This window comes from Halomonas eurihalina (assembly GCF_008274785.1).
GTDB classification, from domain to species: Bacteria; Pseudomonadota; Gammaproteobacteria; order Pseudomonadales; family Halomonadaceae; genus Halomonas; species Halomonas eurihalina.
Map to the genome: position 1 here is coordinate 442,119 of NZ_VTPU01000001.1, position 19,937 is coordinate 462,055.

The window sequence follows — 19,937 nt, forward strand, 5'->3', positions numbered from 1 at the left end:
GGGTCCAGCCGGAGCATCGTCAGCGACCCCGAAAACCACCCAGACAGACGGTTTTCGACAGCGAGATGGCATCACATACAAAAGCGTGCAAATTAATAGCAAGCTACTATATATTAATCGAATTCTTGCCAGGTGTGGAACCCTGGAACGGGCATTGCCGATAGCGACAACAGGCAGGACCGCATGGCCTTCGGCCACGAGGCGGTAGTCCGGGGCGCCGGAGTAAGGCAGGAGGAATCGCGTGCTTGTCCCACAGGGACTGACAACGCAGCCGGGCAATCAGACCAAGAGGGCCGCCCATAGAGGCGGCCCCCTTCGTTTTCCATGACAGTCGGAGATGCGGGAAACCGTGGCCGCCCCGAGCTCAGGAGATTTTCTCTTCGCCCCCCTCTTCCTTCCCTTCACGCTGGGCGACGTGCGTCACGGAAGAGGCTTGTCGAACATCCCGGGATGCTGAATTCAGTCGGTTATCGATTTGACCCAGCACCAGAAGCTGTATCACCAGAAACGCAAAGCAGATAACGATACCTTTTATCATTTGAGTGCCTGAAAAATGAGCCATGAGAGGGAGCAGCAAAAAAGTAGCACAACCTATAATACCGCCTGGTAGTGCCGAAAGTTCAGGAAATTATCAAAGCAAAGCGTCCCCGGCTCGGAGCCAGCCCGAACGGAACGCGAGAAGCTAGAAATGGGGCATATGAAGCTACGGAGGATCACGTGAACCGGCCCATCACATCAGGCGATGAGCGCCCACTGACTTGATGGTGGGCCCAGGCGGACTCGAACCGCCGACCAAGGGATTATGAGTGCAGCGTAAGGATGAAGCGGACCGCGCCTGCCATGCGGGACATTTGTATTTTCAGCTAATTACGCATTTCCACCACTCCCACCCTCATCGTTGATCGCACTCAATCAGCAACCAAACAGCAACCAGCGGTACAGCTCAATGGTAGAGTCGCATCCGGCCCAAATCTCCTGCACTATCAGTACCCTAGTGTACCTGAAACACCGGCGCACGATGATACAGTGGTACTGCGACTACCTGGATGCCCTGGAGCTCGGAATCACAGGCGAGGAAATGGCGGCATTCGCTGCGCGGGTTGAATCGTGACGCACTGGGGGGCTCGTGATCGGCGAATTTTGAATCTATTTCAAGGCAATGGACTAGCGGTCCATCGATGGAAGTCTATACCGAAGTATTAAAGAAATCCGTCGCCGGTCTGAAAACTCTTCAATAGCGTGGCACTTGAAACTTGAGACCGCTGAATAAAGACGATGCAATATTATTTCCTTAACTAAACATGCAGACACCCAGCCACTCCCTGAGAGAAAGTGGCTGGGTAATTACCATTTCGAATATATTTTGCAAGTTAGATAATTTCATCCATGCCTGGGACAGGGATTTTGACACCGAATACTGCAGTAGTCCTGAAGGGGGCAAGAATGCCATCGGTTAGCCCCTCCACGGCATTAGCGACCGGAGGCCCTACCAAAGGTATATCCCCAACAAGCCCGGTAACGATCCCATCTCCACCTGCAACGAGATCGATTTCTTCCAGTGTCAAATGCCGAAGCGTTTTACTCTTTGTCATATCTTTCTTCCTTTTTATATATTTCACCAAACCACAGGATGTCTATCTACGTAGGTCCTGCGTGAAACCGTCAAAAAAGGGTTGTCACCACTATAAAAAGATCTCACCGAACGCAGACGTAATGTCTGCACGTGCCTCCCTTAGCTCTTCCATCCCCATGGCGATCTGCTTATGGAGCTTCTGATTAAATTCGGCAGCTCTTTCTTGAATCCCACGCTCAATTTCATGAAGTCTCTCTAGACCATCGGCGAGACTAAAACCTCCTGCCACCTGATCAATCTCACTATTATCAAGCACTCGAAAAGAGTTCGACACAGGGTCGGAATTAGTAGCATTAGAAGACATATACCCCCTCTATAACATATTCAAAGCATTTCCAACTCACATTATCAATGAGACAAAACGCTCCGTCAGTAATAGCCAGTATTAAAATAACAATACAAGTGATAAAAAGTAAAAAAGTTACCTTACTGGAATTTCAGTATTTATATATAATCCGTGCCTAACTGATCACGGGGGAGCAAACAAGAAAATTACTGCCCAAATTCACTCTTACACCATCGTTACCTATATGACGGGTGGCGGTGCGGTATTACGTGCTGAAGCAAAGGCGCTTGGCCAATCACTGGCAGAGGTCATCCAAAGCGTCACTACTACCTGAAAGGCCTTCCTGCCTGAGTATGGAGACAATTCCGATGACTGGGATCGATTGATCGATGAGATCAGCGAGAACGTGGATGTGACACGCGCCGACGAGGGGTGGCGCCGGGCATCAACTGATGCCGGACCGAAAGGCGGGATTGTACAGCGTGCGCAAGATCAAGTTGAGAAGCTGTTCAAGGGCCGTCACAACGCCTTCTCGTAGACCGCAGGTCACGCTGCTGTACCAACAGCGTCTTTTACCGCAGCACGGCATAGTGTTCTGGTATAGGGCGCCATCCAGCCCGTGGCGGCTGGAAGCGGTGAAAGGCTCTCCGGAGGCGCACATTCAGCTGTGAACCGCTCATATGGCTCGGGCTCTTCAGTGCAATATCCAATTAGTTGCATGGGGGCGGGGGCGCCCAATGAATCGCCGACCGACTGTGTATGGGGCCCCCAATAGCGATCAAATAGATGTTAATCCCTATTTAGCTTTCTCGCATTGATGATTTTTTGTAAAAACAAATTCTCTCTCTTTGTCTATGGACTCTAATTCATTTGAACACTTAACATATGAAGTGGTATACGGATTATAAAAACCCACCTGCACATTATCTTTAACGTTAACGCTCTTCCAATACCCTGTAGTTTTCGAATACACCCTTGACTCACCTGACTTCAAATAACCAAGAACTGAGTCAGATGAAAAATCATTATCTTTTTCGACAGAAAAAGCCGGATAAACAGGTATTTCAGATTCATTCCTTACTGTATAAGCATGGGCATGAGACGCCTCAGGTTTGTAGTTATTTTGTGAGCGAGAGCACTCGCCTGAATCTTGACCAACCAGTTTCCACCCTGAGCTCTCTGTTACTAACAAGGAATAGTTACACCCTCGACTAGCATCAGCAATCCCAAATGAACTCCTTAGCTTTAAATCAAGAAAATCTTCTGACTCTTTAGAGTCTGATGCAACAATTCTAATCCACTCCTCTCCCTCTTTAGGATTTCGGGCATCATAGAGCCTTTCCTCATTGCTTTGTCTATAAACGGTATCGCCATACATCACCTTAACATTTAACTTGTCTTTATTTTCAATTGCAATGCTATCGGCAACCGCGAACTCGCCTATAAAAAACGAGGACAACAAAAATGTAACGCCAACTATATTTTTCATAAAAACTTCCTCTGCGAAAACTTTAGAATCATTGGATAAAGGCAACTTTTCTCACTTTGGAGTGCTCGGTAATCCAAGTACATCGGAGACGATCTTGGAGCCATAAGCGATGTCACCGAACGAGAAGTTCTTGACATCGCTAATTTCGTCGAAAGTCAAGTCGTCATTGCTCAAGAGCCATTCCTCCTTGATGAGTTTTTCATATGAAAGCCGTCACGTTGTGAACTCTCTCTACAATGCGGCTCACTGCTAATCCTGAAGGATCAGCAACGACACTTTTAACAGCCATCACTCATGTTTTGAACACCTAATTACAAATGAGAACCAACTACGACATTATGTTACTGAGTGCCGATCGGATCATCTGGGAGCACTATGTCATTAGGGCGCGGAAGACGCTCTATGAGCGTCGACATGGTATCGTTAACGGGCTCTGGAGCTAGCGTCGGACATTACCCGACGCCGAATCGCAGGGAGGAGTAGTAGGCGGGTGCCATGATGATCTAATGCTTATGCTGTTTCTCCCAGTGCTTGCGCTCTTTTTCCCGGCGTTTCCGCTCCTCCTTCCAACGCTTCTCAGCTTCTTTCCTTTGTTTTTTCTCATGCTCCCAACGCTTATTGTCACCACCGTGGTGGTCACGGTCATGCCAACCACCGTCATCGATGATAACAGCAGGTTCCGTGCCAATACGCGCAGGCTGGTAGCTACAACCCGCTAGACCCGCGATAACAACAACGCCAAGCAACAGTGGCAGTACACGCATTCGATTCTCCAACAGATAATGATGGCCCTATAGTAGCAAGCTAGGCTGCCCGTGCCTTGTAGCTAGATAGCGACACCAATGCAATTTTATGGGTTATCCCCACTCTCCCCATGACAGCAGCACGGTTCTTGCTATGGTGCGAAAAAGCACCAATAGGGAGATCACAAGAATGATGAGAATAGCGAGGCTCATGGCAGCTATTATGCTGCTTGGCGCACTGACCGGATGTGTCGCCTATGGTGATGGCTATGGAGGGTACGGAGGCGGCTACCATCGCTCAGGTTCATCGATTCCCCAGGGCCACCTGCCACCTCCAGGGGAATGCCGGATCTGGTTCCCGGATCGCCCTGCTGGCCAGCAACCACCGCCTGGTCCCTGCCATAAATTGCGCTACGAGGTTCCGCCTGGCGCGCGACTGATCTCGGGATAATAGAAGAGGCCGTCCCTGGCCGCCCCCATCCTTGGGCACAGCATTTGCCATCCGTAGCCTGGAGAGCCAGGGTCATGACGCGACTGCCATCCCTGGCGACGGCGTTCATCCGTAAGCGCCGCATGCTGTGGGCGTCACTATCTGAGCATGGTCCGCACAAAGCGGGCTGCTGTAAGAAATCAACGACAAGCAGTATGCGAGATTGCAGATTAAAGAATATTACAGACTACATACCAAACTGCTGACCTAGATGTCCTCGACCCTCGGCACTCCAAAGAAACTGCTCACCCTGCACCGGGTCTACCGACGCTCTATAAGAAGGTTGAGCTTGGCTGCCAGAAGCGCCGTAATCGCTACGTGACAATTGCGGCGCTTTCCGTCCGGCAGCGGCTTAGCCAGACGTCGCATTCAATGCGTTTTCCCGAGGCTTGCGAATCACCATGAAGTAGAAGAAGACGGCTGTCAGGACGATAAAGAACAGGCTATCCAGACTGGTCAGGAAAACCATCGGACTGCCATCGTTGATCGACAGTGCGCGACGGCAGTATTCCTCCAGGCTCGGCCCGAGCACGAAGCCCAGCAGCAGGCAGACGGTGGGATATTTCTGCTTGCGCAGGAAGTAGGCCAACACGCCAAACACCAGTGCCAGTGCCATCTGGAAGGTCGAATAGGTAGCAACGTAGCTGCCTACCAGCGCCACCACTGCGATGCTCGAATAGAGAACGTCGCGACGAATCGACACGATCTTCAGGAAGTACGGCCCCAGCAGGTAGAGCGTCAGAGGAACAAGGATCAGTGCACTGACGAATAACGAGGCAAACATCGGAGCGATCAGGTCGAGTTGCTGGGTCATGAACTGTGGCCCGGGCTGCAGACCATTGATCACCAGCACACCGAGAACGATGGCCGTGGTGGGATCACCGGGAATTCCGAAGGTGAGCATGGGGACGAATGCACCGCCACACATGGAGTTGTTGGCACATTCGGAAGATGCGATGCCTTCTGGGTTCCCTTTGCCATACCGCTCCGGATGCTTCGAGGAACGCATGGATTCTGCGTAGGAGACAAAAGCCGCCATCGAGCCGCCAGCGCCAGGTAGGATACCAACCGAATAACCGATGAGCGCGCTCTTCAGATAGCGCAGAATGCCGATTTCCCGGACTTCCGACAGTGGTGGAATGAAGTCGCGGCGGCGCACCCTGGCGGCCTGCAGTTTGCTGGGATCCACAGTACGGGCACTGCGACTGTCGGCCTGAATCAGCAGCTCGCTAATGGCGAACGTGCCGATGATCAGCGGCATCATGTCGATCCCCTGAACCAGCACGCTGCTACCGAAAGTGAAACGCGCCACCGGCTGCACCACATCGATACCAATAGTGGCCACCATCACACCGAGCAGGGTGGCAATCATTCCCTTTGTGATCGACCCTCGCTGGGAGATGATGATCACGACGAGAGCGAAGGCGATCAGGGAAAACTTGCCAGGCGTACGGATCAGCAAGGCAATATCGGCGGCCAAGGGCGACATCACCATCAACAGCAGAGCACCCACGGAACCACCGATCATCGACCCGAGAGCGGCATGCCCCAATGCCTTGGCACCTTCGCCACGCTGCTGCATCGGATAGCCTTCAAGCGCTGTCATCATCGATGAAGGCGCGCCAGGGATATTGATCGTCGTCGCCGTGATGCTCCCGCTGCACATGCCCGCCATGAAGATACTAGCGCAAGCGACCAGTGCCGTGGTGACATCAAGGCTGTAGGTCAGAGGAAGCAGAAGTGCGATAGCCAGCACTGACGTCAGCCCCGGCACGGCCCCGAACAGGGTGCCAATCAGAAATCCGCCTATCATGTAGAGCAATGTTTCAGGGTTAGCTAGGGCAGAGAACCCGCCCAGTAGTCCATATAGAGATTCCATGATCCTTAACCCCATAACGTCGGAAGACGAACCTGGAAAAAGACTTCGAACAGCAAGAACCCAGCACCAGTAACAATGAATGTGGCGATCAGCTTCATTGGCAAACTTTTCACCGAGAAACTACCGAACTGAAACATCAACAGCAGAACATAGAGAAAGGTCGAGACGAAGTATCCGATCAGATCGAAAGCCAGAAGGTATCCGGCCGTCAACAGAGCGACGCAGATCGCACCCAGTGAAATTCCAGCAACGTTCTTTCCTTCTTTCTCGCCCTCTTCACTACCAGGCGCCTCGCCTGTTTTCTCAGTGTCAATGCTGCGAGCCCGGCGAATCTCCTGGACTATTGCACAGACCAGAGCAATCAGCATGATCACCGCTGCTGTTATAGGAAAGAAAGAAGGTGTCATATTTCCATCTTTCATCGGCGTGCCGATCTGCATCGCAGAGACAAGGTAGACGAGTGTGATGATTGCCAGGACTGCGGGAACATAGAACCCGCCATCCAGCGAAAGCCGTTTCGAAGACATATGAGAACCCCTTATAAAACCACTACGCCATGCAATGTGCACGGCGCAGCGACAGTGTGATCATGAAGAGGACACCTACTTTTCTAGCACGCCTTTTTCAACCAGGTTATCCATGGTGTTAAAGAGCTGCTGCTGAGTGTCACGCGACCATTCCGTGACATCTTCCGACCCTAGCCATGCCGGAGTCACACCGATCTGAGTCAGCCACTGCTGGAATTCATCGGTTTCGTAGGCCTCATGATAGGTGGTTTCCAGCTTATCAATCACATCATCCGGTGTACGTGCAGGGGCGACCAAGGTGATGAAGCTGCCCATCTGAAGATCCAGCCCAGTATCTGTCTCCGTCACCGGCGGAACATTGGGAAAGCCTTCGTTCTGAGTATCAGAGAACTCGACCAGACCACGTGCCTGACCGGACTCGATCAAAGGCGCGAGATCCCCCAGGCTGGTCACGACAGCATCGACTTCACCGTTTAGAAGTGCCTCTTTCTGAGTGGCGGCGCTGTTGTCGTAGGAAACGATCTTGAATTCTGCACCGGTCTGATCCTGAAGCTGCAGCAATGTCAGGTGGGTTCTGGCCCCCATATTCTGGATGCCGATCCGTATACTTCCGGGATTCTCCTTGGCGGCGGCAATCATATCACCAAGAGACTGATAAGGCGCATCTTCCGCCACGGTGATGGCATCGGCTTCCTGAGTGATACGCGCGATCATCCGCATACGGTCCATACCAAAGCCCGGCAACATATCCTTCCAGGGAATGGTAATGATGCTGTCATAGGTGATGGCAGCAATCGTCTGCCCGTCCGGGCGCGCATCCATCAACTGCAACAGGCCGGTGGCTGTCATTCCGCCCGCGACGTTTTCTACATACATCGAGACCGGCATGGATTCTTCAGCAAGATTGGTAATCTTTCTCACGATAGCGTCTGTACCACCGCCGGCGGCAGCAGGCACGATGACACGAATATCGCGATTCGGATAATCCGCTTGGGCGGCACCAGCAGCAAGTGTCGACATACAGGCCATTCCCAGCAGTGTTTTTTGTAATTTCATCCCGAACTCCTTGCTGTGTTAATCGTATTACCGACTTCTTCTTGGTGAAGCATCGGTATCACCTTCAAACTTGTTTCAATCAGACATGACGGTCAGAAGCTGAAACAGCAATACTCAGCCCTTATCTTCTACTGGCTTGATTCGTTCGCTCATCAGCCGAGCGAATAGGACTTTTATGAAAGAAAAGGACTTTCATGTAATACATCATACAAGTAAAGGTAGGGGCCAAGCTCCCGATGAGCAATACACCAAAGGTCTCATATGGACGAAATTAATGCGTGCGAGGAAGTTCTCCCCCAGGAGCCGGTGAGAGGCGCCATGCTGGAGCTAACAAGGTTCGAGAAACACGACCGCCGATATGGCACGGCTTAGGTGGCATTGATTCGGAATTGAAGCACGAGGCCATCGCTACCCTATCAGCCTCCACCACGTTGCGGGGCTCAAGGGCATGACAGGGAGGAATTTCAGAGGAGCAACCAAGCTTGACCGTGAGGTGAAAGCTGGTGGGCCCAGGCGGACTCGAACCGCCGACCAAGGGATTATGAGTTCGCTTTTAAACCAATAAGTTATTGAAAGCCAAAGGAAAGCAACCGTAATTGAGCGAAAGGTACAGTTCTTTGGAATCAGTAGGTTAGCGAAGGTTAAGGATAGCACACGAAGCTGGTGTGTGTACCGGTGGTGTACCGTTTGGGGGTTCCCTCTCTCGAGCAGCATGCCTCTGAGGGGCGCAAAATTGCTTCTCTCAGAGGCATGCTGACCGCTTACGGCCAGAAGCGGTCATTCAGCAAGGCCTGATATATAATATTTAGGGCTCAGGGGCAGCAGCGCCTGAGCCCCGACATCCCTTGGATGCCCTTTTTAGACTCTTAATAATTCAAACTCATAAGCCACGCATCACCTCTAAGACCAGTTGCTTAAACTTTTTCGCTGACACTTCATTCGAATCATGAGCTCTTATTCGTATCAGCTTTACATTTGCCGCTCTGAATATCGCATCTTTCATTCGGTCGTTTTTTACTGCACACTCATTGTCATGATGTTGGCTATCCAACTCAACAAAGAATCTTGGCTCATACTCTTTGCTACTATCGAAAACGACGCTATCAACTATAGCCTTAAAAAAGTATTCACGCTCATGAAAGCTCAAATAATTCTTTATAGCTGAATAATCTATGACACAACTTACGGCCACATTCGGGTATGGGTGATACGTGGGGAAAGCCTCTCTTACAGCTTCGAAAAATAATTGCTCTTGACGAGACTTGAATAACTTGGTGGTTTTTGATGCTTCGCTAGTCGTCGGCGTTGACTTAATGGAAACGTTCTGGCGACGTGAATGAGCTAGAGCTTCGGGTGCTTTCTCTTTTATCTCTCTTAGTATTTTAACCGCAAGCGGCCGATCTTGGTGTTGTGCAGCATAACTCAGCAGGTGATCGCTCTTGATTTCTCTTAAAAGAGCAAGCTTTCTGTCAACAAAAGTTTCTACAAATGACTTCGAAAAAGCATGCTGCTTCAGCTCAATCAGCAAACTAGGATATTCATATACCTTTTTCCTTTCGCCTGGTGGCAGAGAGTCTGTTTCTACGAAGAACTCAGACTCAAACAATCTGATTGCTTGCGCGAACACAGGGTCTGAACCAATAAGCTTTGAGTTATAGTACATGGTTTTCGCTATAGAATCCCATTCCTTATTGGCCAGCATGTGGAAAAGCGATTCAGAATCGAACAAAACAATATCCTTCTATTTATGTAACCTAAGACGAAATATTTTGCGTGTGCGTACGCATGACGCCGCTTGATACATACCTACTTCCGATGCTGCTTGTACATAGCCTCCGGTACAAAAAACAAGTGACGATTTGCTCGTGTGCATGCCACGTAGAGTTTATTCTTAGTTTGAGGAGCTAACTTTTTCAAAGCTGATTCTTGAAACAGTTTGAATGTACTAGGATTCAGGACTACGCAAACATCTTCGTAACAGTTTTGCCCTTTGGTGGCCCCCCAATTTTCTGTAAACCCATCATATCGATTACTAGCTTGGTAGAAGAGTTTTACCGTTTCGCAGCAGTTAAAGATTCTGTTAGCATGCTCTCTGCATTCGATAAGCGTCACTTCAGTTTCATCTGCTCTATGGGACTGAATATCTATCCCCAGGTTTTCGGATACAAATGCGCAAACTGTTGGGCTACATCGATAGCTGTGCGAAAGGAGGTCTGAATCTACAACAAATCCAGCTTCTACGAATTTTGCTTTGTAAGTTGAGTAATCATCATGCAAATTTCCATTAACATTCCCATCTCTACTTGTATCAAACGTGTGTTGGAAAAAATCACCAACCAGAAGCTGTTGAACATCTGCTTCAGCTAACCGACAAAGCAGGTTAAAGTCATTTCCAGCAAAATCTTGCACTTCGTCTATGTATATATAATCAAAATACTTCTCTATTCTTTCTATTAATTCGGGAAAAACTCCTGCCACATCAAGCAATTTAGCTATTCTATTACCGTATAAGCGTCTACTCGCATCCACGTAGTGCTCTATCGAGGTCTTTTTGGCAAACCTAGGTGGCAACTCCCACGTTATACCCTTTGACGGAATCTCATGACCAAGTATCGGCTTACAACAAAATGAATACAGAAACCTATAATATGTATATATTTTTATTCCCGCAGGGATATACCCAAATTTTCGAAAAACCCTTACCCTCAAATTAAGAGCATTTTTATCAGTGTAAGTGACAACAAGGGCTCGAGAGCTTTCTTCTAAACCATCTATGATATAGCTGGTTTTCCCAGAACCGGCGACAGAAAATATTACTCGTTTATCCATGCAAGAGCCTGCCGTATGTATTCTGGTGAAATTAACTGATCAGCTTTTTCATCTCTCAGCCTGAATGCACAGTCTGCTTTATTTTTTAGCATGTATCCTAAAGGAGTTAGCTTTCGTCGCCCAGGAGAAAACAACTCATCACAAATCACTTGGTTTAAGGCGTATAAACAAATCTCAAAGGTGCTATTAGCATCGTCTTTGTCAAAAAATACCTGAATATTATCGCCTTCATATTCCTCATAGCTCTCAATGCAATTAGCTTGATGATCGCCATCATTATCTCGGACTACGGCCGTCCGAATGTTAAGAAACTTCGCCAAATCCAAATAGCGTTTAAAACTTGTGCCTCCGACAGAAATCACATGCACATCATCAGCTTCGAGCGTTGACCCGGTGACATTGCTGTATATCGCGTCAATCAAAATATATTCAGCATCACCCTCAACCAGTATAACTTTAGAAGACAAAACAAATTCTAATACATTATTATCCGGCGCTTTCATGAAGAACCTTGAGGTGTCTTCCGGCAAGTCATTCAATAAAACTGCTTCTGGCGAAGAGCTATTAAGCAAGACAGAATTACGAAGATCTAGACGAGTGCTAATCAAGCTGCTATGCGTAGCAATAAAGAGCTGCTTGGCTTGTGATTCTGAAATCCTCTGTATCAATCTTTTCATATTGGTATGACTGAGATGATTCTCTGGTTCTTCAAGTAGCAAAATATCCAACCTTTGCTCTTCACGATAACGCCGCAAAGCAAACTCAGTTTTAATAAAACACTGTCGGCCTTTACCCCGGTGCTCGATTGGAACATCGTCCTCGGTGATAGTGAGATCTGTTTCCAAGTTCGATTTATATCCGGAGCGGACAGCGAACTGATAGTCGTCTAGAGCATCATTCACGACTGCTAAGTTGTTATCTTTGAAGTTTATCTTTTGCTGCCGGTATTCATTCTGCAAATTAACTCGAACTGGATGCTCAACTATAGATTCGTAAACAGTTTTAATATACTCCTTGGTAGCATACTCACTGTTAATTTGTGAACTATCAAGCGCCAGGTAGCGAAGGAATTTTCGATAACCAGTGTAAGCCTCACCAGAAAATGTAAGAAAGCGGATACTATAATATTCAAAGGGGAAATTTCCCGACTCTTTCTCCAGAACTTGCTTTATTTCGGATGTTAGCTCTTCGCTTGGTTCACATATTAACTGAAGACCATTTGCCTGAACCCCATCTAGGTTATTTCGCCCAAACAGATCCGGATTGCCTTGCTCATTCAGATGTAATTCAATATGCAAACATGGCAGGTCTTCAACCCTCTTTTCTCCAGCAAGAAACTCAGTAATTACTGAGGTGCTAAACAAGCTTTCTAAGCCCAGCAACTCTACTTTATTCTTACTGCCGCCAACAACTAGTTCCATCGCAGTTAGTATCGAGCTTTTACCAGCTTCATTGTCACCAATCAGCAGATTGATATCTGGGGAGAAACTAACCTCAAAGCTAGAAAACCTTTTATAATTCAATAGCTTTACTTTATCTATTGTTCTCATTTAGCCTTTCCCCTCCTGGCACTACTTTGTGATTACTTAGTGAACCTTAGTATTTATGATGCGTGTCCGATATTTGGCAGCATAACACCAATTATCGTGTCAGCTGCATAGCACAGAGGAACATGTAGTCTGCGCTTGTCGCCATGTCCGCTTTGGGTCGTTAACTGCTTCAGCCATTCCGTCAACCTAGATTAAACTTCCCAATTCGGCCATAAGCGGTCTTTCCAGGTATTCTGCTATAATGCCAGCCATAAGCGGCGCCCTGACAAGGGCGTCCGGAGGAGGACCTACGGCCCAGAACAACCTTAATGGCCTTGTTATACATTTGTGACGGACTGGCCAAAGAAAAAAGATGCCGCAGTAGCGAGCATACCCAAGGCTAGGAAAATGAACCCTGTCACCAGCAACGCAACACCGAGCCTACTTTCTATGTCCAGCAGGTGTTTCGTGCCCCCCCCCACCATAGGCTCAGTTTGCTGTTGATTGCTCAAGAGCCGACGAACTTGCTCGAGTGATTGTTCGTGGGCTACGAGGCAATATACTACCCACTTTAAGATTTCCTTCACCCGCCACGCCAAAAGAATTGAACCGACTGCAGTGCTGACAGCTCCAATAATTTTTAACCATGTAGCTACATCATCGGGCATTAGCACCTCACCTCCTTTGTGTATAACGCCTTGAATAAGACGCCGTTTGGATCGCCAGCGCAAAATGGTCGACTTGATTCACTTGTTACGTATTTTAGCAGTTTTCCTTGATACCCTCTGAAAGCTTTCTCAGAGCTGTCACGAGAAACTCGATATCATGTTCACGTATTACTATCCTCTGGCCGGCTTTGTACGTGGAATCCCCTGACCTTTCGATATATCGCTCATCTACAATCCCTTCGTTGTGCGCGAGCAGGTGCCTCTTCTGATACAAAACAGATAGCTTTGTGAGCTCTTCTTCAGTAAGCCAATCCCCAAAGCGTTTCTGTATGGCTTGCTCCCATAGAGAGCTTGCTTGATCTAGGCGCTGGAAGGCATTGAAGGGTGCGTGCCCAAATTGGGAATACAGCCCTTCACAGTATTTTTGAAACGCTACTACGCCATCCGATATGCAGGTTTCAAGCATTGACCTGCACGTTAGCTCCGCCTCATCAGCTCCAACTGAATCGGATAGCGTCTTTCTTACCAAATCAATGTTATCTTTTTTCGCTTGAATTTTTCGCAGCGAGTCTGAAAATGTTCTTGTTACCGAATTGTGCCCGCATCCAGGACAGAAATAGGCACTACCAACAACCGCAAATCTCGAACTGCATTCTTCGCATTGAATTTCGAGCTGCATTAGCTCTGCTGCTTTTGCCGGTATGGTGTGCGTACGGTATGAACCACCACTCACTTTCATCGACATCGAGACAAAGCTATTTTTTGATTGTTGTCGATTGAACTTACGCGCCCCAGAACGCAAAGCGTTATTTATCTTCCCTTGGACTACCGTCAACGCCTCTTCCTGAGCGTGTTCAACTTGGGCCTTCGTGAACCACTGATCTGCTGGAGCTTCATGTCTACACATTGGGCACCAGACAGCCTCATCCTTAAAAATATCTCCCCAATCCTTCTCATTCACTTTAAAGATAAATTCGCATTCCTCCGCGGGGCACTGCTTATCGATGTAACCTTTCTCGTCAGCTTGAATTTCGGTGGATACTCTTTGGCCGCTCAAACGTTCCATTTCTTTAATTAGATCTTCGAACATCGTGTCACCTCAGAAAGGATGCGTAACGCTGCGCTCTTGGGCAAACCGAAGCGCAGCGTAGATTTATCCCTAGCAGCGCATTGTTATGCCTTAGCTTCGACGGCTTGTTTAATTTCATTTTCATGCAATCTTTCAATAACCTTTTCTTCTTTTATTGTTCTAAATTTCCCGCCCATTTCAATATACTTAAGTTCTTCATCTTCTGTTTGAGCTGGTTCTCGCCCTGCGAAGTCACAAAGGTTACGAAAGTAGCCATTGGCATACCTGTATGCAGCGACGGCTTGGTCCGTAGTTTTACCAACGGTTAGAAGCTCAACTTCTTCTTCTCCATCCAGATTTGTCGGAACTAGAACGCTTTTTTGGGCAAGTTCAACATAAATCTCAGGCAACCCTAGCTTTTGGCTGAGACGGTAAATTGTGCTGCAAAAATTGGCAATATAGAAACTGTAGGTTAACTCTAAATTCACATCTCGGATTACTGAATCTAGCTGCCACCTAGCTGAGGACAGCTCTCTCTCAATATCTTGGAATGCTTCTTGATTTATAAATGGAATCCCATCCTCAGGATTACCTGTAAAGAACGCCTTATGAACTCGAGGATGCACTCTGAATTTACCGACTAAACAATCAAGATATTCAACTTCGCCTATCTGACCGAAATAGCTAAACAGCTCTTTTCTGTGAGAATGAAAAAGGTCGATGTTGTTTTTCTGCTGTGTAATCTTAATCTGTTTAGCCGTTTGCTTTGTGGCGTGCAGCCGAGATACAAGCACTGACAGTGGTAGAGAGAGAGATAAAGCCCCTAGAGGAAGTGCACTAATCGAGAAAAACACCTTCAAACCATCACTTGTCAAAGAGATAGAATGTCCGCTCCAAGAGATTGCGCCAAGGGCGAGAAAATATAGAAATGGTGACAATATTGACACCCACAATAGACCTTGCTCAGCAAGCCCCCGCTCCTCATTCAGAGTCAGAGTTGACTGGAATCGTTCAAAAATCCAAGAGCCAGTTCCGAAGACAATTGCAACGACGAATACAGGAATTAGAAGTGGCAACAACACAAAGGCTGCCAAGCAAGCTATATTGGTCAATCAAAACTCTCCCTAGGCATAACACCAATCATCGCGCATGCAGCCTATGCCGGCATGACTGCTTCGGGTCGTTATCAGCCACAATAGGCCTCTTCTGTAGCTTGCAAGCCATTGCTCGATCTCCCCGCCAGCAACTTCAGTATCAACAACGCAAACCGCCTCCCAGTCTCTTCATCCCCCAGATGCGGCATGCTTTGCTTCTCGTGGTCGCTGAGGGCGTCAAGCACGGCGTCGGTGACCTTATTCGGGAGGAGTCCGTGCAGCATCTGGTCTTTGATGTAGCTGCGCGCCTGGGCCATTACCGCTTCGTTGCGTTCGATACGGTCGGCGATTTCGTGGGCGAAATGCAGCTTGTCATCGCCGCTGACCTTGGCGCAGTAGAGGTCGTTGATCCGGTCGATGATCTCGGCCAGGCGCTGCTTCTCGGGATCTTGGAGCTTGCCATAGCGGACATCGTTGACCGAGGTAAGGCCGTAGCCCGCCCCGGCCACTTCCAGGAGCAGGCGTTCCTCCTCACGCTTGATGAGGCGATAGTGGGGCAATTCCAGCCAGCTGACGTACTCCCAGCCGCCGGCAGACATGGCCTTGGTGATGTTCCACTGGAACAGAGATTCCCTGCTGTTCGCCATGTCATCCCCTGCGCGTAGCGTAATTATGCGTAACAGCCTAGCGTTTAAAGGATATAAGGAGAAGTCTACTTAAGACGGTACGTCGCAGGGATATTGGGCATTATCTCCGAAGACTACCCAGAGCCTGCTCCAAGAGGGCCAGAGACTGACGATGCTTGTCAGCCCCCATCTTCTGGATGTTAGCGAGCTTCCAGCGCACGGCAGGCAGCCGATCAACGCCCTGCGGCGGAAGTAGCGCCCAGTCAGGCGCCCCCTGCTTGAAGGACAGAAGGAAGCGAACGTCTTCATCCGTCATCAGTTGGCCCAGCCGCGTCAGAAGTTCGTGCCGTACGTCCTCGAGCTGCTGCAACGGGATATCAGCCCTGGCCATCCCGACAAATTCCTGTCGGAAGACGTCGTCCAGCGGTTTTAGTCGCGGATTGATCACTTCGTTCAAGGGTCTGGGATGCCCCAGCAGATAGACCAGGAAGCCTTCGAATACGCTTCGATCCAGGCCGCCCTGGTTCAACAGCAGCTTCACATCGAAGAGATCTCTGGGATGCTGGCGATCCAGCGCGGCGCAGATCTTGCCGCCATACAGATCCGGCAGTGACACCACCTGCACCGCAGCGAAGCCGTACTCGTCTTCCACGGCTTCAACAACATCGCGCTTCTGAGGCGGATGCAGAGTGCCGCGCAGTACCGGCGATACCTCCACCTTCACCTGGCTACGCCCTCGGCGCACCAGGATCCTCAGCTCGTCTCGGCGACTATCCTGAAGCTCGGCGCGCACGTCTGGCAGTCGGGCGCTGAAGGTCTCTGCCAGCCGCTGCAGCGCCTCGCGACAGCGTCGCAGGGCCTCGTCACGGGGCTCCAGCGGCAGGTAGGCCAGGTCGATGTCGACCGATAGGCGGGGTAATGGCTGCACGAAGAGGTTGATGGCCGTTCCGCCCTTCAGGGCGAAGCACGGCTCGTCATTGAGGAATGGCAGCAGCGAGACCAACAGCCTGACCTGTTCGTGGTAGCGAGCTTCAATCGGCATGCAGGAACGCCTCCGGCACCGTCACGTGATATTCCCTGTCCAGCTTGCCGCCCTGGCAGAGCTGCCGCTTGCCTTTGCCGAGGTCCAGTCGGAGTGGTTCCAGACGACCGTACCAGGCATGCCCGGCGTGGCGAGCCAGCACCAGGAAGGCCCGCTTGGTTCTCACCGAACGGCACCCCTCCAGCAATGCCTGCAGCCGGCGCGGACGCAGCGTATTGAGCCCGCCGAAGGTGTCAACCAGCTCACTGCTGAACAGCAACTCATTCGACGTAACGGCGATCCACTCCAGGACGGCCCGCTCTGGGGTCGATACCTGCAAGCAGAAGGCCCTGCCATCCGGAGCGTAGTCCGTAAAGCTGCCGGGAAGCTGCACTGGCAGGCCCTTTTCAGAGTGGAGCACCATCCGCTCTGCCCACTCGGCATCACTCAACCACCGGGGCAACCGAACGGTTTCCTTGCCATACAGGTGCGTTGTGCTCTCCCCCATGGGCAGATAGTGGGCAAAGCCATGCAGTGCCAGGGCCGTCTGGCCACCCGGCCAAAGCGGTGGTAAGTCCGTGTCATCGCTCGCCTGCAAGGCGAAAACAGCGCTCTCCCAGGTAAGAGTCTCCCCCGCTTGGCAGTAGGCGCCGTGCCCCACGCGCTTAAGCCAGCCACTGCTGGCCAATTTACGTGCCTGATCTGAGGTGACGCCGTGTGATGCCAGCCAGGAGGTTGTAACGACGGCGCCATATGGGATCTTGTGCAGCAGTTGGTTTATTTTCATGTAAAAAAGCGGCCTTAAATTCCGTCTTTAGAGCGAAGGATAAACCACAGAAGTTTATTTTCCAACACAAAATCGCCTTAAAATGACGATTTAAACGAAAATTTTAAACCACTAACTGCATCTCCAGCTCTGCTCGAGCCAAAGGGTAGCTCCACCACAACGGTTGCAGGATCAGCTCGTCAACATCAATGCGCCGCGTCCACGTCCACGGTCCGTGCGCAACGTTATAGCGCGGGCGACAGCTTGAGGGGCGACACCAGGCAGTGACGATGAGTGAAGACACCGCAAAAAATAATTATAGAAGCGGCTGTTCCCACTGTGAAACTCATAGCCCCAATGGGCATAGAAAAACAAGATAACTACTACCCGAGCCAAGGATGACTAGGCTCGGGAGAACCTCACGTAAATTCAGCGAATTATTTTTCCATAACTAGCCTGAAAAATCATTCACCCCCCTTCTTCATGAGAGATCAAAAAACACCCATACTCATTGCAACCAATCAGAGCAGAACGAAACAACAAAATATTAAACTTTGAATAGCTTTCAATCGCCAAATACAGCAGCATAACCCCAATAAGAAAAAAAGATAAATACATCATATCGCCCACCGGAGGGAAGTCTCTCGACTCCACTGCCGACATAAAGATTTCAGACCATAAGTAAGCAAACCATGACCAACACAAAATCATGAATGCTCGGAGACTAATTATCCTGACCGTAACCCTTTTCTCGAAAAACTCGATATTTGACTTAATAAGGTCAAGTCTTTCAGTGGAGGAAACGCCCTCTGATAACAAAAAATCAAAAACCACCTTGAGATACTCACTTCTCACACCACAAAAGCTATAGCTTGATGGTGTCGAAAAAACCGAAACTAAAAGTGGAGCCATAAATGCAGAAATATAGAAAAAATCAACAGTATGCTTGCCCCCCTCCACTACCAATCCAGTAGAAAGCCAAGTAGCAACTAATAGTGACAGGACCCCAAGAACTGAAAACTTAACAAAATCTCTAAAAAATATATCCATCCCTTTTTTCAACGACCTTACAGGATACCAAAACTCCCTTTTCAAAAAACCTACAATTTTTGATGAGGGGTAAGGAGCTTTAATAATCGCTCTCTCCAAACCACAAACAATCATTTTAGATAACTCAAAAGACACTTACCCATCTCCTAAAAAACAAAAAAACAAGCCACAACCCTCCATTACGAAACACAATTAAACCTTATTCCCTCCCTCTCTTCTTGGCCTAACATTCTCCAACTCCAGTCACCTCCAGCAACTCCAAGAATTGTAAAACATAAATAAAAAAGCTTTTTTACATCCTTTATCACATTACAGAACCCACTCCTTCAAAGTCTGATAACAAAGCCACCTACAGAATAACGCCACTCCTGAAAGATATTTCAACCCCTTTAAAAACAACGCCTCTCATTATACACTTATTGATAATATAAAAACAATTCACATCGCCTCTCTATCGTAAATCGCGTATCGTTCCTCCTCCTCTTTCTTCAAAATCATCGCTGCTGCATCAGCACAGTTTGCATGACCCTCCTCATTTCTTCCTGGCCCTCCTCAATCCTTTCCATAGCCACCTTGATCGTCTTTTCTATCTGGGCCTCGCTAAACTGCTGTAACCGCTCATCATTGCTAAGCCACATCTTCAACAAGCCCCCCAGGCGGCCCAAGTCTGCCGAAATTTTTGCCAGCTCATCGACTTTCTCGTAATCCAGGATGCCTCGCACCTCGAACCCCAGCCCGAGCTGACGAAGGTAGGCCGCACTGGATAACCCGGCAGCCCTGGCTTGCGCTTCAATCTGCTCCTTCTCATCAGGCAGGCAGTAAACCTTGATTGGAGGGCTACTCTTCCGCGTTACCTGCTTTCCATCGTCCATCTTCTATTCGCTCCTGACTTGCTTTCCGCTGCGGCAGCAGCGACCAGCGGCGGCAGCCGCTAGCCTCGCAGAGCAAGATGCCCGTTGAGCACGAAGTGCGAATAAGGGGAAAGCGAAGTAGGAACCACCGGCTTGCCGGTGGGCCTACTTCGCCCATCTTGCCCGCAACCTCAGCCCGATTAATAACAGATCGAATACCAATATGATATCTATCCCTTCCCGATTAAATACCGACCTACTACAAACGCCATAGAATGGATAAAAAATCGCTGTAACAGCGGTACAAAGGGCCCACAGTCGGCAATGGATC

At 49.2% G+C, this 19,937-nt stretch carries 18 protein-coding genes; all 18 read right to left on the reverse strand.

Annotation, left to right across the window (positions count from 1 at the left end):
• Window positions 1–1,370 precede the first annotated feature (1,370 nt).
• Window positions 1,371–1,592: a hypothetical protein gene (locus FZZ93_RS02225; protein ID WP_149320692.1), complete on the reverse strand. Its 222-nt coding sequence runs from the start codon at window positions 1,590–1,592 to the stop codon at window positions 1,371–1,373.
• A gap of 90 nt (window positions 1,593–1,682) precedes the next feature.
• The gene (locus FZZ93_RS02230; protein WP_149320693.1) at window positions 1,683–1,937 is read right to left on the reverse strand and encodes a hypothetical protein; all 255 of its coding nucleotides are present in this window, start codon (window positions 1,935–1,937) and stop codon (window positions 1,683–1,685) included.
• Between the two features lie 778 nt (window positions 1,938–2,715).
• Window positions 2,716–3,408, reverse strand: coding sequence for a hypothetical protein (locus tag FZZ93_RS02235; RefSeq protein ID WP_149320694.1), 693 nt, complete (start codon window positions 3,406–3,408; stop codon window positions 2,716–2,718).
• A 503-nt stretch (window positions 3,409–3,911) separates the two neighbouring features.
• A complete protein-coding gene (locus FZZ93_RS02240; RefSeq protein WP_149320695.1) occupies window positions 3,912–4,172 on the reverse strand; it encodes a hypothetical protein in 261 nt (86 codons plus the stop codon).
• An 821-nt stretch (window positions 4,173–4,993) separates the two neighbouring features.
• Entirely contained in the window at window positions 4,994–6,520 is a 1,527-nt protein-coding gene (locus tag FZZ93_RS02250; protein ID WP_149320697.1) for a tripartite tricarboxylate transporter permease, read from the reverse strand.
• A gap of 5 nt (window positions 6,521–6,525) precedes the next feature.
• The gene (locus FZZ93_RS02255; RefSeq protein WP_149320698.1) at window positions 6,526–7,047 is read right to left on the reverse strand and encodes a tripartite tricarboxylate transporter TctB family protein; all 522 of its coding nucleotides are present in this window, start codon (window positions 7,045–7,047) and stop codon (window positions 6,526–6,528) included.
• Window positions 7,048–7,122: 75 nt separating this feature from the next.
• Window positions 7,123–8,103, reverse strand: a complete 981-nt coding sequence (locus FZZ93_RS02260; protein ID WP_149320699.1) for a Bug family tripartite tricarboxylate transporter substrate binding protein — start codon at window positions 8,101–8,103, stop codon at window positions 7,123–7,125.
• Window positions 8,104–8,983: 880 nt separating this feature from the next.
• Window positions 8,984–9,832 carry a DUF2726 domain-containing protein gene (locus FZZ93_RS02265; protein ID WP_223111754.1) on the reverse strand — a complete coding sequence of 283 codons (849 nt, stop codon included), beginning with the start codon at window positions 9,830–9,832 and terminating at the stop codon, window positions 8,984–8,986.
• Between the two features lie 77 nt (window positions 9,833–9,909).
• Window positions 9,910–10,932: a DEAD/DEAH box helicase family protein gene (locus FZZ93_RS02270; RefSeq protein ID WP_149320700.1), complete on the reverse strand. Its 1,023-nt coding sequence runs from the start codon at window positions 10,930–10,932 to the stop codon at window positions 9,910–9,912.
• A complete protein-coding gene (locus tag FZZ93_RS02275; RefSeq protein WP_149320701.1) occupies window positions 10,917–12,482 on the reverse strand; it encodes an ATP-dependent nuclease in 1,566 nt (521 codons plus the stop codon). Before FZZ93_RS02275 ends, FZZ93_RS02270 begins: the two co-directional genes overlap by 16 nt.
• Before the next feature lie 317 nt (window positions 12,483–12,799).
• Window positions 12,800–13,129, reverse strand: a complete 330-nt coding sequence (locus FZZ93_RS02280; RefSeq protein ID WP_149320702.1) for a hypothetical protein — start codon at window positions 13,127–13,129, stop codon at window positions 12,800–12,802.
• A gap of 94 nt (window positions 13,130–13,223) precedes the next feature.
• Complete coding sequence (locus FZZ93_RS02285) at window positions 13,224–14,219, reverse strand: hypothetical protein (protein ID WP_149320703.1); 996 nt, start codon at window positions 14,217–14,219, stop codon at window positions 13,224–13,226.
• An 83-nt stretch (window positions 14,220–14,302) separates the two neighbouring features.
• Window positions 14,303–15,310, reverse strand: coding sequence for a hypothetical protein (locus tag FZZ93_RS02290; RefSeq protein WP_149320704.1), 1,008 nt, complete (start codon window positions 15,308–15,310; stop codon window positions 14,303–14,305).
• Between the two features lie 74 nt (window positions 15,311–15,384).
• The gene (locus tag FZZ93_RS02295) at window positions 15,385–15,939 is read right to left on the reverse strand and encodes a hypothetical protein (protein WP_149320705.1); all 555 of its coding nucleotides are present in this window, start codon (window positions 15,937–15,939) and stop codon (window positions 15,385–15,387) included.
• Between the two features lie 100 nt (window positions 15,940–16,039).
• On the reverse strand, window positions 16,040–16,960 hold the full coding sequence (locus FZZ93_RS02300) for a nucleotidyl transferase AbiEii/AbiGii toxin family protein (protein WP_149320706.1): 921 nt from the start codon (window positions 16,958–16,960) through the stop codon (window positions 16,040–16,042).
• Window positions 16,950–17,726: a type IV toxin-antitoxin system AbiEi family antitoxin domain-containing protein gene (locus FZZ93_RS02305; RefSeq protein ID WP_149320707.1), complete on the reverse strand. Its 777-nt coding sequence runs from the start codon at window positions 17,724–17,726 to the stop codon at window positions 16,950–16,952. The genes FZZ93_RS02300 and FZZ93_RS02305 overlap by 11 nt, the downstream gene beginning before the upstream one ends.
• 447 nt (window positions 17,727–18,173) lie before the next feature.
• Window positions 18,174–18,890: a hypothetical protein gene (locus FZZ93_RS02310; RefSeq protein WP_149320708.1), complete on the reverse strand. Its 717-nt coding sequence runs from the start codon at window positions 18,888–18,890 to the stop codon at window positions 18,174–18,176.
• Between the two features lie 359 nt (window positions 18,891–19,249).
• A complete protein-coding gene (gene traJ / locus FZZ93_RS02315) occupies window positions 19,250–19,627 on the reverse strand; it encodes a conjugal transfer transcriptional regulator TraJ (protein WP_149320709.1) in 378 nt (125 codons plus the stop codon).
• Window positions 19,628–19,937: the final 310 nt, after the last annotated feature.